This window comes from Pseudomonas sp. PSE1(2024), assembly GCF_050990555.1.
Classification (GTDB): domain Bacteria; phylum Pseudomonadota; class Gammaproteobacteria; order Pseudomonadales; family Pseudomonadaceae; genus Aquipseudomonas; species Aquipseudomonas aphyarum.
Map to the genome: position 1 here is coordinate 2,694,548 of NZ_CP158967.1, position 13,991 is coordinate 2,708,538.

At 62.8% G+C, this 13,991-nt stretch carries 13 protein-coding genes; 8 read left to right on the forward strand and 5 right to left on the reverse strand.

Annotated features, from left to right (window positions below; translation table 11 throughout):
• Positions 1-98 precede the first annotated feature (98 nt).
• Positions 99-1,016, forward strand: coding sequence for a quinone oxidoreductase family protein (locus ABTV87_RS12180; protein WP_258713317.1), 918 nt, complete (start codon positions 99-101; stop codon positions 1,014-1,016).
• On the opposite strand, the gene ABTV87_RS12185 is transcribed toward ABTV87_RS12180, so the two are convergent.
• The gene (locus ABTV87_RS12185) at positions 1,003-2,232 is read right to left on the reverse strand and encodes an MFS transporter (RefSeq protein ID WP_258713318.1); all 1,230 of its coding nucleotides are present in this window, start codon (positions 2,230-2,232) and stop codon (positions 1,003-1,005) included. The two genes, ABTV87_RS12180 and ABTV87_RS12185, sit on opposite strands and share 14 nt — an antisense overlap.
• Before the next feature lie 216 nt (positions 2,233-2,448).
• Between ABTV87_RS12185 and ABTV87_RS12190 the strand changes: the two genes are divergently transcribed.
• From ABTV87_RS12190 to ABTV87_RS12205, 4 genes are all read left to right on the forward strand, one after another.
• The gene (locus tag ABTV87_RS12190; protein WP_258713319.1) at positions 2,449-3,783 is read left to right on the forward strand and encodes an epoxide hydrolase family protein; all 1,335 of its coding nucleotides are present in this window, start codon (positions 2,449-2,451) and stop codon (positions 3,781-3,783) included.
• Positions 3,784-3,854: 71 nt separating this feature from the next.
• Positions 3,855-4,898 carry an alpha/beta fold hydrolase gene (locus ABTV87_RS12195; protein ID WP_433899597.1) on the forward strand — a complete coding sequence of 348 codons (1,044 nt, stop codon included), beginning with the start codon at positions 3,855-3,857 and terminating at the stop codon, positions 4,896-4,898.
• A 24-nt stretch (positions 4,899-4,922) separates the two neighbouring features.
• Entirely contained in the window at positions 4,923-5,432 is a 510-nt protein-coding gene (locus ABTV87_RS12200; protein WP_108561375.1) for a cytochrome P460 family protein, read from the forward strand.
• A gap of 24 nt (positions 5,433-5,456) precedes the next feature.
• Positions 5,457-6,233, forward strand: a complete 777-nt coding sequence (locus ABTV87_RS12205; protein ID WP_433899598.1) for an alpha/beta fold hydrolase — start codon at positions 5,457-5,459, stop codon at positions 6,231-6,233.
• Between the two features lie 46 nt (positions 6,234-6,279).
• Here the strand turns inward: ABTV87_RS12205 and ABTV87_RS12210 are convergent, their stop codons facing one another.
• Entirely contained in the window at positions 6,280-7,494 is a 1,215-nt protein-coding gene (locus ABTV87_RS12210; protein ID WP_433899599.1) for an MFS transporter, read from the reverse strand.
• A 134-nt stretch (positions 7,495-7,628) separates the two neighbouring features.
• Here ABTV87_RS12210 and ABTV87_RS12215 point away from each other — a divergent pair, with 134 nt between their 5' ends.
• The 3 genes from ABTV87_RS12215 (at position 7,629) to ABTV87_RS12225 (ending at position 10,813) form a co-directional block, all read left to right on the forward strand.
• Positions 7,629-8,444: an AraC family transcriptional regulator gene (locus ABTV87_RS12215; protein ID WP_108561381.1), complete on the forward strand. Its 816-nt coding sequence runs from the start codon at positions 7,629-7,631 to the stop codon at positions 8,442-8,444.
• Positions 8,445-8,578: 134 nt separating this feature from the next.
• Positions 8,579-9,328 carry a creatininase family protein gene (locus tag ABTV87_RS12220; RefSeq protein ID WP_433899600.1) on the forward strand — a complete coding sequence of 250 codons (750 nt, stop codon included), beginning with the start codon at positions 8,579-8,581 and terminating at the stop codon, positions 9,326-9,328.
• A 66-nt stretch (positions 9,329-9,394) separates the two neighbouring features.
• Complete coding sequence (locus ABTV87_RS12225; protein WP_433899601.1) at positions 9,395-10,813, forward strand: aldehyde dehydrogenase family protein; 1,419 nt, start codon at positions 9,395-9,397, stop codon at positions 10,811-10,813.
• Positions 10,814-10,870: 57 nt separating this feature from the next.
• Here the strand turns inward: ABTV87_RS12225 and ABTV87_RS12230 are convergent, their stop codons facing one another.
• The 3 genes from ABTV87_RS12230 to ABTV87_RS12240 form a co-directional block, all read right to left on the reverse strand.
• On the reverse strand, positions 10,871-12,304 hold the full coding sequence (locus tag ABTV87_RS12230; protein ID WP_433899602.1) for a catalase: 1,434 nt from the start codon (positions 12,302-12,304) through the stop codon (positions 10,871-10,873).
• A gap of 136 nt (positions 12,305-12,440) precedes the next feature.
• The gene (locus ABTV87_RS12235; protein WP_179695433.1) at positions 12,441-12,857 is read right to left on the reverse strand and encodes an organic hydroperoxide resistance protein; all 417 of its coding nucleotides are present in this window, start codon (positions 12,855-12,857) and stop codon (positions 12,441-12,443) included.
• 40 nt (positions 12,858-12,897) lie between these two features.
• Positions 12,898-13,302: a hypothetical protein gene (locus tag ABTV87_RS12240; RefSeq protein WP_102686666.1), complete on the reverse strand. Its 405-nt coding sequence runs from the start codon at positions 13,300-13,302 to the stop codon at positions 12,898-12,900.
• Between the last annotated feature and the right edge of the window lie 689 nt (positions 13,303-13,991).

Here is a 13,991-nt window from a genome sequence, read left to right on the forward strand (position 1 = left end):
CCACCCGAAAGGAAGCAGGACCGGTCGTCCCGATGACAGGGCAGAACATTATGAAAGCAGTGGTAATCGAGGCCTTTGGCGGGCCTGAAGTCTTGACGATGCAAGACATACAACTGGCAGAACCGGGGCCCGGGCAAGTCCTGGTCCAGGTCATGGCGGCGGGCATCAATTTCATGGACACCGGTGTCCGGCGTGGGCTCGGGGCTGTCTGGGAGTTGCCGCTGACGCCGGGTGCCGAAGGTGCCGGCATCGTCCTGGCCATCGGCCCGCAGGTGACGGAGTTCGGAGTCGGTGACCGCGTGGCCTGGCATTACGTGCCGGGCAGCTACGCCGAACAGGTGATCGCCCCGGTCAGCCAGTTGGTGCCGTTGCCCGACGATATCGACTTCACCACCGCCGCCAGCCTGATGATGCAAGGCCTGACTGCCAGCAATCTGGTGGACAAGGTGCATGCGATCCAGCCGGGTGACGTGGCATTTGTGCACGCGGCGGCGGGTGGCGTGGGGCTGATGCTGACTCAGATGATCAAGCTACTGGGCGGTAAGGTCATTGGCCGGGTGTCTCACGCCGACAAGGTGGAGGCAGTACTCGCGGCCGGGGCTGACTATGTGGTGATCGGGCGGGCGCACAACATTGCCGGACAGGTCATGCGCCTGACGGAGGGGCAGCGGGTAAATGCGGTGTACGACGGCACCGGCGCGGAAGGTTTCGCCGACTCGCTGGAAATGCTGGATTACTTCGGCACCCTGGCCTTGTACGGGCCGTTCATGAACCCGATCCCGCCGATCGATATCTTCAGCGTGCCGCGCAGCATCAAGCTGACGTATCCCTCGGTCATGCACTACGCGCGCAACCGCGAAGTGCTGCTGGAAAAGTCCCGGCAACTGTTCGCGTGGGTCAGCACCGGCAAACTGAAAACTGTCATTGGCAAACGTTATTCACTGGACGACGCGCAACAGGCCCATCGCGATATCGAGTCGCGCAACACGACGGGCAAGCTGATCATCGTCCCTTGACGCCACGCCAGATCAGCAGGGCCGCCAAGAGCTGACTACCGGCGAAAAAGGTGAACAGCTCTTGTGCGGTCCATCGGGCATCCAGCAGAAACCCGGCGACCACCGGCGAAATGATCGCCCCCAGACGCCCCATCGCCAGTACCACGCCGACGCCGGTTGTACGAACCGAGGTGCAGAACGCCTGTGGGGCCAGAACATACAGGGCGGCGACCGCACCGTTGAGCATCAGGCCAAGCGTGACCGCCACGAGCGCGGCCAGACCGGGTACGTGCGAGGCCGGCACCATCAGAGGCAGCAGGGCGGCATTGAGCAGCAGAAACCCCGACAACAATCGTCGGCAGCCGAAACGATTGGCTGCCAGTCCCAGCAGCAGGGCGCCGAGCATGCCGCCAAACGCCAATAACATTCCGACTTGGGCGCCTTGCCGATCGGTAAAACCGTTGTGGACCAGCAGAGTCGGGGTCCAGCTCATCACGAAGTAAAAGCAGAACATCAGCAGAAAAAGTGCCAGTGCCAGCGATGTGGTCTGTTGCCATTGACCGGGCGCAAACGGTCGGCTGGCGTTGTCAGGTGACGCCGGAGCGACAGGCGCGCGCTGTTCAAGTGCCAGAAATGACGGTGATTCTCGCAGCCAAAAGACACCGACCAATGCCGCCGCCAGCGTGATGCAACCCCCGGCCAGAAAGACATACCGCCAGCCCATCAAATCATTGAGTACATGCGCCAGCACACCGCCCAGACTGGCGCCCATGGCGAAGGCGAGGGATTGCAGTGCGATCGCCAGATTGCGCCGCTGCGGGCTGGCGTATTCGAACGTCAGCACGTTCGCCCCCACCAGCACCGCCCCGGTGCCGATGCCGGTCAGCAGACGCAGGAACATCAGCACGTGATGATCCGGACTCCAGAACGACAGCAACATACCCAGGCCACTGAGCAGCAGGCCGGCGAGCAGTAACGGCCTGCGCCCGAAGCGGTCGGCCCTGGGCGCGGCCAGCAGCGAACCGAGCGCCATCCCGACCAGGCTTGCGCTCAACAACAGGCCCAGTTGCGCGCCGCTCAACGCCCACTCGGCCGAAACCCGGCTGGCGGTGAAGGCCATGGCCATCACGTCCAGCCCGTCGATCACGTTGAACAGCATGCACAGTCCGATCACCCACCACTGCGACGTGGTTGATGGCGTGCCGCTCAGGCGTTCGAGCGCTGTTTCCCCACGCATCCGCAATCCTTGTTCCGTTTTGTCATTCAAATGAGCCGTTTCCCCGCCGCATTCTGCCCGTTAACCGCTGCTGAATTCGAGCGCGATTTTACGCACCGGGCCAGCGCGTCATACCAAGGTATCGACCGACACCATCGTGTAATCGCCCCGGTGCCAGCCCAGTGGTCTGATCCGATTGGCGATGCCTTTCGAATAATGACTACAAGGAGATCCATCATGGTTGCGCTTTCGTCCGGTCTAACCTGGCGCCATTGCCTGGCGTCATCCATCAGGGGCGGTGTGCTCGGCCTTGCCGTACTCGCTGGCAGCAGCGGCGTCTGGGCCGCGGATCCGTCGCAAGCCATTCGCCCGTACACCATCCATGTGGACGAAGCGAAGTTGAGCGATCTGCGCAAACGCATCGCCGACACCCGCTGGCCGGACAAGGAAACGGTCGGCGACGTGTCCCAGGGAGTGCAACTGGCGCAGGTCCAGGCGTTGGTGAAGTATTGGGGCGACGGCTATGACTGGCGCAAGGCCGAAGCCAGGCTCAATGCGTTGCCGGAGTTCGTGACCACCATCGACGGCGTCGACATCCAGTTCATCCATGTGCGTTCGCGCAATCCCAATGCGATGCCGCTGATCCTTACCCACGGCTGGCCGGGTTCGCAGTTCGAATTTCTCAAGACCATCGGCCCGCTGACCGACCCCGTGGCGTACGGCGGCAAGGTCGAGGACTCGTTCGACGTGGTGATCCCGTCGATTCCTGGCCATGGTTTTTCCGGTAAACCGACCGAGCTCGGCTGGGGCCCTGACCGGGTGGCGAAGGCCTGGGATGTATTGATGAAGCGTCTGGGCTACAGCCATTACGTGTCCCAGGGTGGCGATCACGGTTCGGTGATTTCCGATGCGCTGGGTCGCCTGGCGCCGCCCGGTTTGCTGGGCATCCACCTGAACATGCCGGCCACCGTGCCGCCGGAACTGGTCAAGCCGATCAACAGCGGCGACCCGGCCCCGGCCGGGCTGACCGCGCCGGAGGTGACGGCCTTCAATTCGCTCAGCCAGTTCTTCGGTCGTAACGCCGCCTACGGCGCAATGATGGTGACCCGGCCCCAGACCATCGGTTATCTGCTGGCCGATTCGCCCGCCGGCACGGCAGCGTGGATGTACGAAAAATTCGCCGCGTGGACCGACAGCGACGGTCAGCCCGAGAAAGTCCTGAGCCGCGATGAAATGCTCGACGACATCAGCCTGTACTGGCTGACCGACAGCGGGGCGTCGTCCTCCCGTTTCTACTGGGAGAACAACAACAATAACTTCAGCGCCGCCGCGCAGAAGACTGCCGACATCAAGGTGCCGGTGGCGATTACCGTGTTCCCCCACGAAATCTACCGGGCGCCGAAAGTCTGGTCGCAACGCGCCTATCCGTCGCTGGCCTACTTCAGCGAAGTCAGCAAGGGCGGTCACTTCGCGGCATGGGAGCAACCGCAACTGTTCAGCGAAGAACTGCGCGAAGCCTTCCGGCCACTGCGTGCTGATGCGCAGAAAACCGCTGCTCAGGCAGCGCGCTAACCCTTCAATCCGCAGGCCCTTTAACCACCAACCCGGAACCGCCACCCGGCGGTTCACGAGGGAGACTCGGCATGACTGACTCTAACGCTGTAACCCCATCCCGGCGCGTGCTCGCCGTTTCGATGCTGGCGCTTGCGCTGGGCATTGCCTCGGCACACGCCAGCGCCGCCGAAGTGCCCGCCGGCAAGATTGACGCCATTACCGTCGGCACCAACGTTTCCTTCGGCGCGCTGAAACACGTCAAGGCCGGATTGCTGGACGTGTCCTACGCCGAAGTCGGTCCCGCCGACGGTCCGGTGGTCATCCTCTTGCACGGCTGGCCCTACGATATTCACAGCTACACCGACGTGGCACCGGCACTGGCGCAGAAGGGTTATCGGGTGCTGATTCCTTACGCGCGCGGTTATGGCGACACGCGTTTCCTGTCTGCCAAAACAGTGCGCAACGGTCAGCCGGCGGCGCTGGCGAAAGACCTGATCGACTTCATGGACGCCCTGAAGATCAAGCAGGCCGTGCTCGGCGGCTACGACTGGGGCGCGCGCACTGCCGACATCGTCGCGGCGCTCTGGCCCGAGCGGGTGAAAGCGTTGGTGGCGGTGAGTGGTTACCTGATCGGCAGCCAGGACGCCGGCAAGACACCGCTGCCGCCGGCTGCAGAGTTGCAGTGGTGGTATCAGTTCTACTTTGCGACCGAGCGCGGTCGCCTGGGTTACGAAAAGAACACCCATGACTTCGCCAAGCTGATCTGGCAGCTGGCTTCGCCGAAGTGGACCTTCGACGACGCGACCTACGACCGCAGCGCCGCCGCGTTGCAGAATCCGGATCACGTCGCCGTGTCGATCTTCAACTACCGCTGGCGCCTGGGCCTGATCAAAGGGGAGACGCAATACGATCCGCTGGAGAAAAAACTGGCGGCATTCCCCTCGATCAGCGTGCCGACCATCACTCTGGAGGGCGACGCCAACGGTGCGCCGCACCCACCGGCCGAGGCCTACGCCAAGCGTTTCACCGGCAAGTACGAGTATCGGCTGATCAGCGGTGGCATCGGCCACAACCTGCCGCAGGAAGCGCCGCAGGCGTTCGCCCAGGCGGTGATCGATGCCGATCATCTCTGACTGCTGGCCTGAGGGGATCCGACGATGAAACTCAACCATTGGGCCGTGTTGCCGGCGGCCATTGCGCTCGCGGCACTGGCGGCCACCGGTGTCGCGTTGGGCGAGGCCGATGAGGGCGACGCCTCGCCGATCTACGGCGTGAAACTGCCGAAAAACTATCGCCAGTGGGCGCTGATTGCGCCGGCCCAGGAAGCCGCGCCGCTGGATGAACTGCGCGCGGTGCTGGGCAATGACCGGGCGATCAAGGCTTACCAGAGCAAGACGCTGCCGTTTCCCGACGGCACGGTGCTGGTGAAGCTGGCGTGGAAACACGTGCAGTCGCCGGAGTTCGAGCCAGCCTCGATTCCGGGGGCGGCCACCACTGTTCAGGTGATGGTCAAGGACTCGCGCAAATACGCTTCGACCGGTGGCTGGGGATTCGGCCGATTCATCAACGGCAAACCCGCCGATGAAGCCCAGCACCAGACCTGCTTTGCCTGCCATCAGGCGCGGGTGCAGAACCACGATTTTGTCTTCACCCGATACGCCCCCTGAATCCGTCATACGAGGAACATCCACATGAAAAAAACACTGACAGCATTGAGCATTGCCGTTGGCCTGTGCCTGGGCGCCAATGCCTTCGCCCAAACCGCCAAGCCCACGGTCGTGCTGGTGCACGGCGCGTTTGCCGACGCATCGAGCTGGAACGGCGTGGCGAAGATTCTCGAGAAGGATGGCTACACGGTGATCGCCGCGGCCAATCCGTTGCGCGGCGTCAAGAGCGATGGCGCAGCGGTATCGGCATTGCTGAGCAGCATCCAGTCGCCGGTGGTGCTGGTCGGTCACTCCTATGGCGGCAACGTCATCAGTGATGCGGCCAACGATCATGCCAATGTCAAAGCGCTGGTGTACGTCAGCGCGTTTGCCCCCGAAGCCGGTGAAACCGTCGCCGGGCTGGCCGGCAAGTTTCCCGGCAGCACCCTCGGGCCAACGCTGGCGCCACCCGTTGCGCTGGCTGACGGCGGCAAGGACTTGTACATCCAGCAGAGCAAGTTCCACGACCAGTTCGCCGCCGACGTCCCGGCTGCACAAGCGGCCCTGATGGCCGCGACCCAACGCCCGGTCACCGAAGCGGCGCTGAACGAGCAGGCCGGCACGCCGGCCTGGAAGCACATTCCGTCGTGGTACATCTACGGCGACAAGGACAAGAACATCCCGCCCCAGGCGATGGCGTTCATGGCCAAGCGTGCAGAAGCCAAGGCGGTTGAGGTGGTCAAGGGCGCGTCGCACGTGGTGATGGTGTCGAACCCGGCACCCGTGGCGCGGCTGATTGAAAAAGCCGCTGCGGCCAACTGAAAACCTGCGACGTGCCGAGGCGCGTCGCAGGTCTGTCACCCCCGGCTCAGGCAACGGACACCTGCGGCGATGTTGCCGGTGCCAGTTTGAGCAGGGGTGTGATGCCGAGCATCAACAGCAGTACCGCGAACAGCAAGGTGTACGCCGGGCCATAGTGTCCGGCGTATTCGCGCAGGGCACCGAACAACAGCGGCCCGAGCGCGGCGATCAGGTAACCGATGAACAACATGAACACCGTCCACAATCCGGCCTGTTCGCTGGTGCTGGCGTGATCCAGCGGCAAGGTCATGGCCACGGTGAAACCCATGCCCAGCCCGATGGCCGCGAGCACCACGTACAGCATCGGCCAGTACGCTGGCAGGAACGCCATGCCGCCCACCCCGAGCAGGGCCAGCAACGCCGACAGCCCGAGCAGACCGCGCCGGTCGTGGGCCTTGCCCGGAATCAGCCCCGCACCCACGCTGGCCACGGCGAACACCGCCGTAAAAATGCCCAGCAGGACGCCCGGGGAAACACTCGATGTAGCCGCTTCCACCGACGCTGGCGCCATCCAGGCGAAGAGGGCGTAGACCACGAATTGACCGGCACCGAAATTCAACGCGATCAGCCACGCTTGCGGATTGCCCCAGGGCAGACGTTTGCTCGGGTTCGACGGCGATTTTACGGCGGGTGCCGGTGTCGCAAAACGCCGCGCCATCCACACCCAGCTGGCGATGGCAGTGAGGCACAGCACGCTCCAGATCCCGGCGCTGACCCGCCAGTCCTGCGCCAGCTCGGCAATCGGCGCACTGAACACCGCCGCGAGGGTCGCGCCCAGACTCAGGCCGCCGGCATAGATGCCCATGAACAGCGCCGGGCGTTGCGCAAAGTGGGTCTTGATCCAGGCGCCGGTCATTGCGCCGGCAACCGCAATGCCGATGCTGGCGAAGAACGTACTGCCGAGCAGGAAGAATGCATTCGGCGAGATCGCCCGCAGCAAGGTGGACGCGCCCAGCAACGTCAGTGCGACCACCACACTGCGATCGATCCCGAAGCGCCTGGCCAGGCTCGGAACCACCAGCGCGAACACACCCATGCAGATGTCGGGAATCGAGGTCAGCAGCGCGGCCTGGGTGTAGCTCAACTGGAAGTGCTGCTGGATCGACAGCAGAATCGGCCCCACCGAAATGATCGGCGGCCGCAGGGCGATGGACAGGATCAGCAGGCCGATCACTGCCGTGACGCTCTGCTGGTGGCCGGAGAGATTGCGGGTGATTGCCATGGGAAAAGCCTCATTGATGAACCATGAGCGCAAGGCTAACAATGGGCCGGCCATGGCAAATGCCAGGGTTTGTCGCCAAAGTGACAATCGCCGCTTTAACACGATCAAGGTGTGTTTTCAGGAGACGCCAGCCGATGAAACGAGAGGTGCGCAAGGTCATCGCCCAGCGTGAGTCCGCGCCGCGCAGCGAACGTTATCCCGACTATCAGGATGTGCCGCGCGTAATGACCGTGCTGGTGCGCGATCAGGCCACCGGCGAATACAACGAGCCGCACGTGCATCGGCACGGGCAGTTGCTGTATGCCTCGAACGGGGTGATGCGGGTGGCCACCGAGCGCGGATTGTGGATTCTGCCGCCGAAGCGGGCGCTGTGGATTCCGCCCGGGATGATCCACGACCAGTTGATGCTGAGCGCAGTCAAGATGCGCTCGATCTACATCGAGCCGCAGGCCTGCGCAGGGCTGGGCCATCACTGCAAAGTGCTGGAGATCCCCGGACTGCTGCGCGAGTTGATTCTGGCCCTGGCCGAGCAGCCGATCGAATACCCGCAGGAAGGCCGCAACGCACACATCGTGGCGTTGATACTTAGTGAATTGCAGGGAGCCCGGACGCTGCCGATCGAAGTGCCGTGGCCGGTCGACCGGCGACTGGTCACGGTGTGCGAGGCGATTCTGCAGGATCCCGGACAAGACCATTCCATCGGCTATTGGGCAGACCGGGTCGGCGCCAGTTCGCGCACGCTGATTCGCCTGTTCGTCAATGAAACCGGCCTGAATTTCCGCCACTGGCTGCAACAGGTGCGGCTGGCGACCGCCATCGACCGGCTCGACAAGGGGCAATCCGTCGGGGTGATTGCCCGGGACCTGGGCTACGCCAGCCAGAGTGCCTTCAGTGCCATGTTCAGACGGGTGATGGGTGAATCGCCCCGTGAATTTCTCGTCCGCGATTAGGGTGTTTTGGCGATTCCGATACCTTCGTATTCTGTCGTCGAAGGGAGGCGGGTGGTATCAATGACGCTGCTGTTGCAGGTGCATTGAACACCCACCCTCGTTCCGCGAGGAACCTTCGAAGAGTGAGAATCCTGATGCTTTTATACCTATCGACCTGGTCCGAAATAGCGCAACTCCTCGAACGCAGCCGCACCATCGTCATCCCGATCGGTTCCAACGAACAGCACGGGCCGACCGGTCTGCTGGGCACCGACTGGATGTGCCCGGAAATCATCGCCCATGAAGCGCAGAAAAGCGCGGACATCCTGATCGCCCCGACCTTCAACATCGGCATGGCGCAGCATCACCTCGGCTTCCCCGGCACCATCTCGCTCCGGCCTTCGACCTTCATCGCCGCCATCGCCGACTGGACCCGTTCGCTGGCCGCCCACGGCTTTGAAAAGATCTTTTTCCTCAATGGCCACGGCGGCAACATCGCGTCAATCGAAGCAGCGTTTTCGGAGTTGTACGCCGAAGCGAGTTTCGCCCGACGCAAGGCCGGGTTCGCCCTGAAGCTGTGCAACTGGTGGGATCTGGAAGGGGTGAACGAGCTGGCGCGTGAGCAGTTCCCGACCGGCCACGGCATTCATGCGACCCCTTCGGAAATCGCCGTGACCCAATGGGCGTACCCCGACTCCATCAAGTCGGCCGACTACTCGCCGCAGATCGCCAACTGGGGACCGATCCGTGAGGCGGCGGATTTCCGCGCCCGTCACCCGGACGGCCGCATGGGCTCGGACCCGGCGCAGGCTTCGCCGGAAAAGGGTCGGCAACTGGTGGAAATGGCCGCTCGCGGTCTGGTGCAGGAGGTGCAAGCCTTCAGCCGCGAATCTTTACCCGACTGAACCGTCGCCCTGATCAACGCCCGGATTTTCCGGGCGTTGCTGTTTCAATACCTTGGGAATATCGCCATGTGGACTATCCGTCACAGCTACATCGATGGCGCGTTCGTGCCCGTTCAGGGCAGCGAAACGATCGAATGCATCAACCCGGCGAGGGAGTCCGTCATCGGTACCGTCACCCTGGCCAATCGCGACGATGCCAGGCAAGCCATCGCTGCCGCCCAGCGTGCGCAAGTCACGATGGGCCGCACCTCGAAAGCCGAGCGCATCGACATGCTCAAACGCCTTCAGACAGCGGTGCTGGAGAGCACCGAGGACATACGCGACACCGCCATCGAGGAATACGGCGCACCGTTGGCCCGTGCGCAGTGGGTCAGCCAGTACGCGTCGCAATCCTTTGCCAACGCGGCGCAGGTGCTGGAGACCTACGATCTTGTCCGGCCTGTGGGCCGGGCAAGGGTCGGGATGGAACCGGTCGGGGTATCGGCGTTGTTCGCACCCTGGAACAGCACCGCCGGTACGGTGTGCAGCAAACTGGCGGCGGCGATTGCCGGCGGTTGTGCCACGGTCATCAAACCGAGTGAGCTCAGCCCGTTGCAGACTCAGGTGCTCGCGCTCGCCTTGCACCGTGCGGAACTGCCCAACGGGGTGATCAACATTGTCCTGGGCCGTGGGAGCGATGTGGGCGACGAGATCAGCACCAGCCCGCACGTCGCGAAGGTCTCGTTTACCGGCTCCACCGCCACCGGAAAACTGATCGCCCGCGCCGGCATCGAGTCGATGAAGCGGGTGAGTCTGTCGCTCACCGGCAAGTCGGCATCCATCGTGCTCGACGACGCGGATCTCGAAACGGCCATCCCCATGGCGCTGAATGCCGCGTTCATGAACAACGGCCAGGCCTGCGTCGCCGGCACGCGGCTGTTGGTGCCGCGCGCGTTCTTGCAGCAGGTGATCGAACGGGTGAAAACCCTGGTCGACGCGACAGTGGTCGGCGATCCCCGGGACCCGGCTACCGCCATCGGCCCGTTGGTCAACCAGGCGCAGTTTGATCGCGTGCAGGGCTTTATCCGGCGCGGGCTGGAGCAGGGCGCGCGATTGATCGTCGGCGGGGAAGGCAGGCCTTATGGCCTGAGCCAAGGCTATTTCGTGAAGCCCACGGTGTTTGCCGATGTCAGCAACGACATGGACATCGCCCGGGAAGAGATTTTCGGCCCGGTGCTGTCGATCATGGCCTATGACGACGAGGAAGACGCCATCCGCCTGGCCAATGCCAGCGTCTACGGTTTGCAGGCGTATGTGTTCACCCGCGAGGTCGAACGTGGCCGACGCATCGCTGCGCGGCTGGAGGCGGGTTCAGTGTTGATCAACCGGATCGCACCGGAGTTGCTTGCGCCGTTTGGCGGGGTCAAGCAGTCGGGGATCGGAAGGGAGTTCGGGGTGTCGGGGCTGGAAGCATTTCTTGAAGCGAAAAGCATCGTAGAGGACTGATAACGGTAGCAGGGCAAACAGGATCAATCCTGCTTGCCCTGCTTACGCCATTGCGGATCAGCCCAGCGCTTCGATGGCCTGCGCAACGCCTGCACCGTACGCCGGATCGGCGCGGGTGCAGTTATCGATGTGGCGCTGCCGGGTCTGTGCACTGGCGCCATGGATCGAGCGCGCGGTGTTCTCGAACAAAACCTGTTGCTGGGCGGGCGACATGGCGCGGAACAGCGCGCCCGGTTGCGAGAAGTAGTCGTCGTCCTCGCGGTGATTCCAGTGCCCGGCGCAGCCTTTCAGGGCCAGCGGTGGCTCGCTGAAATCCGGCTGCTCGGCCCACTGTCCATAGCTGTTGGGCTCGTAGCCGATTGTGCTGCCCGCGTTGGAGTCGGTGCGCATCTGGCCGTCCCGGTGATAGCTGTTGACCGGGCAGCGCGGGGCATTTACCGGGATCTGATGATGATTGACGCCAACGCGATAGCGCTGCGCATCGCCATAGGAGAACAGACGTGCCTGGAGCATTTTGTCCGGTGAAAAGCTGATGCCCGGCACCACGTTGGCCGGGTTGAACGCGGCCTGTTCGACGTCGGCGAAGTAGTTGTCAGGGTTGCGGTTGAGTTCGAGCACGCCGACTTCGATCAGCGGGTAATCCGCGTGAGGCCAGACCTTGGTCAGGTCGAACGGGTTGATCGAGTACGTGTCGGCGTCCAGCTCTGGCATCACTTGCACGTAGAGCTTCCATTGCGGGAAGTGGCCTTCCTCGATGGCGCTGTACAGGTCGCGCTGGGCACTTTCGCGGTCATCGCCGATCAGGGTCGCGGCTTGTTGGTCGGTGAGGTTTTCAATGCCTTGCTGGGTCTTCCAGGTGAACTTCACCCAGAAACGCTCGTTCGCCGGGCTGATGAAACTGAAAGTGTGGCTGCCGAAACCGTGCATGTGGCGGTAGGTGCGCGGCAGTCCGCGATCACTCATGACAATCGTGACCTGATGCAGCGCCTCGGGCAGCAAGGTCCAGAAATCCCAGTTGTTGCGGGCGCTGCGCATATTGGTACGCGGGTCGCGTTTGACCGCATGGTTGAGGTCGGGGAATTTCAACGGATCGCGCAGAAAGAACACCGGCGTGTTGTTGCCCACCAGATCCCAGTTGCCTTGCTCGGTATAGAACTTGATGGCGAATCCGCGGATGTCACGCTCGGCATCCGCCGCGCCACGTTCACCGGCCACGGTCGAAAAGCGGACGAACACATCGGTGGTCTTGCCCACGCTGGAAAACAGTCTGGCCTTGGTGAAACGGGTGATGTCGTGGGTGACGGTGAAAGTGCCGAAAGCGCCCGAACCCTTGGCGTGCATGCGCCGCTCGGGAATGACTTCCCGATCGAAGTGCGCCAGTTTTTCCAGCAACCAGACGTCCTGCAACAGCATCGGGCCTCTCGGGCCCGCCGTCTGTACGTTGTTGTTATCAACCACGGGCGCGCCCGCAGCAGTCGTCAGCTTGTTCATGCGCAACTCCTGGCTTTTGTCGGTTTCCCGCCATCACATCAAAAGCCCCGTGCGCGATCTATTGCACCATGGTGTCGCCGGATAGCACCAAGGTGTGGTTGGAATGGATTGCGTTTTGGTGTCGGCAAAAGACGGATCAGGCGAGGGTGATGCTGACCTTGATGTTGTTGCGCGTGGCCTTGGAGTAGGGGCAGTTCTGGTGCGCTGCGTCGATCAGCTGGAGCGCCACTTGCGGTTCGATATCCGGCAGTGACACCGCCAGTTGGGCCTGCAAGAAGAACCCTTGCTCCCCATGAGCCAGATCGACTTGCGCATCAACCATCGCTTGTGCAGGAAAACCGATCTTGCGCGCGTTGCAGGCATGGCGCAGCGAGCCGAGGAAGCAGGCCGACCAGCACACGGCGAACAATTGCTCGGGGTTGGTTCCGGTGCCCGGCGCGCCGGGTGGAGAAAGCTTGAGATCCAGTCGGCCATCGTGACTGCGTCCTGTGCCCTCGCGGCCTCCTGTGGTGCAGGTATGCGCGGAGTAGAGGGTTTTTTCGATATCGATCATGGGCATTCCCTGAAGAGCATTTCACAGCGAAAAGGGCGGTTCATGTTGCCCGTGTGGGTTCATGACATTCACGTGCAGACGCACCCGCCAGCGCGTCGGCCGTGGCCACGGCGTCAGTGCCGCGATGGCCCAGGTTGTCGAGCAGGATCGTGCGGGCGATCTCGATCAGCCAGGCGCGAAACGGAAAGCTCGGGTCATGGGCGGCCTGTTCCTGATAGAGCGCCCTGAAGGCTTGCTGAACGAGGCCGCCGGTGTCTTCACGACGGATCCGCCCGGCCTGCACCTGACCTTCGTAGAAGGCGATGAGCAACGGTGTCACCGTCGCGAACAGCTGTTGCGCCTCACCCCGGCCATGCCGGACGGCGCCCGCGACCAAGGCATACAATTCGTCGTTGCCGAGCCGGTCTGACTCGCACAGGCAAGTGTGGCGATAACCTTCAGCCATGGTCCAATCCCTCGCAAAACCATCGTTCGACTGAGCGAGGCGACCGAAAAGGTTCGCAGGTGGCCTGGCGTTCAGCGGTGAGATTCAAGCCTGCCTTCAGCGCTGAATGACTGCCAGTTATGCGTTGTTAGCGCTTGTTAGCGTTCGTCTGTTGCAGCGCTTGAATGGGTGATTTTTCCGCTGGCCGATCAAGGCCCTGCGCGGGTTTTTCATGCCCTTTGTCTGGAAGAAATGGCGGGGCGGTGTAGGAGCATTTTTGACATCCCTGTCTCTTTGCCACCGTCACAATGACGTAGGAAACAGCTGATATTTATTTCACCGAATTCCTACATTTCGTTTGCCTCACCAGCAAAAAACGTGGTTATTATCCGCCGGCGCTTCGGGTCACAAACCCGGCGCCAGAAGATTGCCGTGCGTCTACAGACCCGGCAGTCGCAGCCGATCGGGACCACCCTGGCGCTGTCATCCCCGCGCAGGTTGTTCCTCGTCGTTGACCCTCAAATGGAAGTCGAGGTTTCAATTGGTCACGCGGTTTGCAATCGACGATGCAATGAACGGTGCGACGGATGTCGCCAGTGATTCAGCCCACTTTCCCGCTGCCTGCGCCGACCGCGCGGCGGCGTTTTTCTCCAGCCTGTCTCCCCCCGAATTTCTGCGTGTGCCCGCGTTCAACGCGAGTCTGCACGCGC

Coding starts and splice junctions, on each gene's coding strand:
- ABTV87_RS12180 (WP_258713317.1), top strand. CDS start 99: ATGCAAGACATACAACTGGCAGAACCGGGGCCCGGGCAAGTCCTGGTC.
- ABTV87_RS12185 (WP_258713318.1), bottom strand. CDS start 2,232: ATGCGTGGGGAAACAGCGCTCGAACGCCTGAGCGGCACGCCATCAACC.
- ABTV87_RS12190 (WP_258713319.1), top strand. CDS start 2,449: ATGGTTGCGCTTTCGTCCGGTCTAACCTGGCGCCATTGCCTGGCGTCA.
- ABTV87_RS12195 (WP_433899597.1), top strand. CDS start 3,855: ATGACTGACTCTAACGCTGTAACCCCATCCCGGCGCGTGCTCGCCGTT.
- ABTV87_RS12200 (WP_108561375.1), top strand. CDS start 4,923: ATGAAACTCAACCATTGGGCCGTGTTGCCGGCGGCCATTGCGCTCGCG.
- ABTV87_RS12205 (WP_433899598.1), top strand. CDS start 5,457: ATGAAAAAAACACTGACAGCATTGAGCATTGCCGTTGGCCTGTGCCTG.
- ABTV87_RS12210 (WP_433899599.1), bottom strand. CDS start 7,494: ATGGCAATCACCCGCAATCTCTCCGGCCACCAGCAGAGCGTCACGGCA.
- ABTV87_RS12215 (WP_108561381.1), top strand. CDS start 7,629: ATGAAACGAGAGGTGCGCAAGGTCATCGCCCAGCGTGAGTCCGCGCCG.
- ABTV87_RS12220 (WP_433899600.1), top strand. CDS start 8,579: ATGCTTTTATACCTATCGACCTGGTCCGAAATAGCGCAACTCCTCGAA.
- ABTV87_RS12225 (WP_433899601.1), top strand. CDS start 9,395: ATGTGGACTATCCGTCACAGCTACATCGATGGCGCGTTCGTGCCCGTT.
- ABTV87_RS12230 (WP_433899602.1), bottom strand. CDS start 12,304: ATGAACAAGCTGACGACTGCTGCGGGCGCGCCCGTGGTTGATAACAAC.
- ABTV87_RS12235 (WP_179695433.1), bottom strand. CDS start 12,857: ATGATCGATATCGAAAAAACCCTCTACTCCGCGCATACCTGCACCACA.
- ABTV87_RS12240 (WP_102686666.1), bottom strand. CDS start 13,302: ATGGCTGAAGGTTATCGCCACACTTGCCTGTGCGAGTCAGACCGGCTC.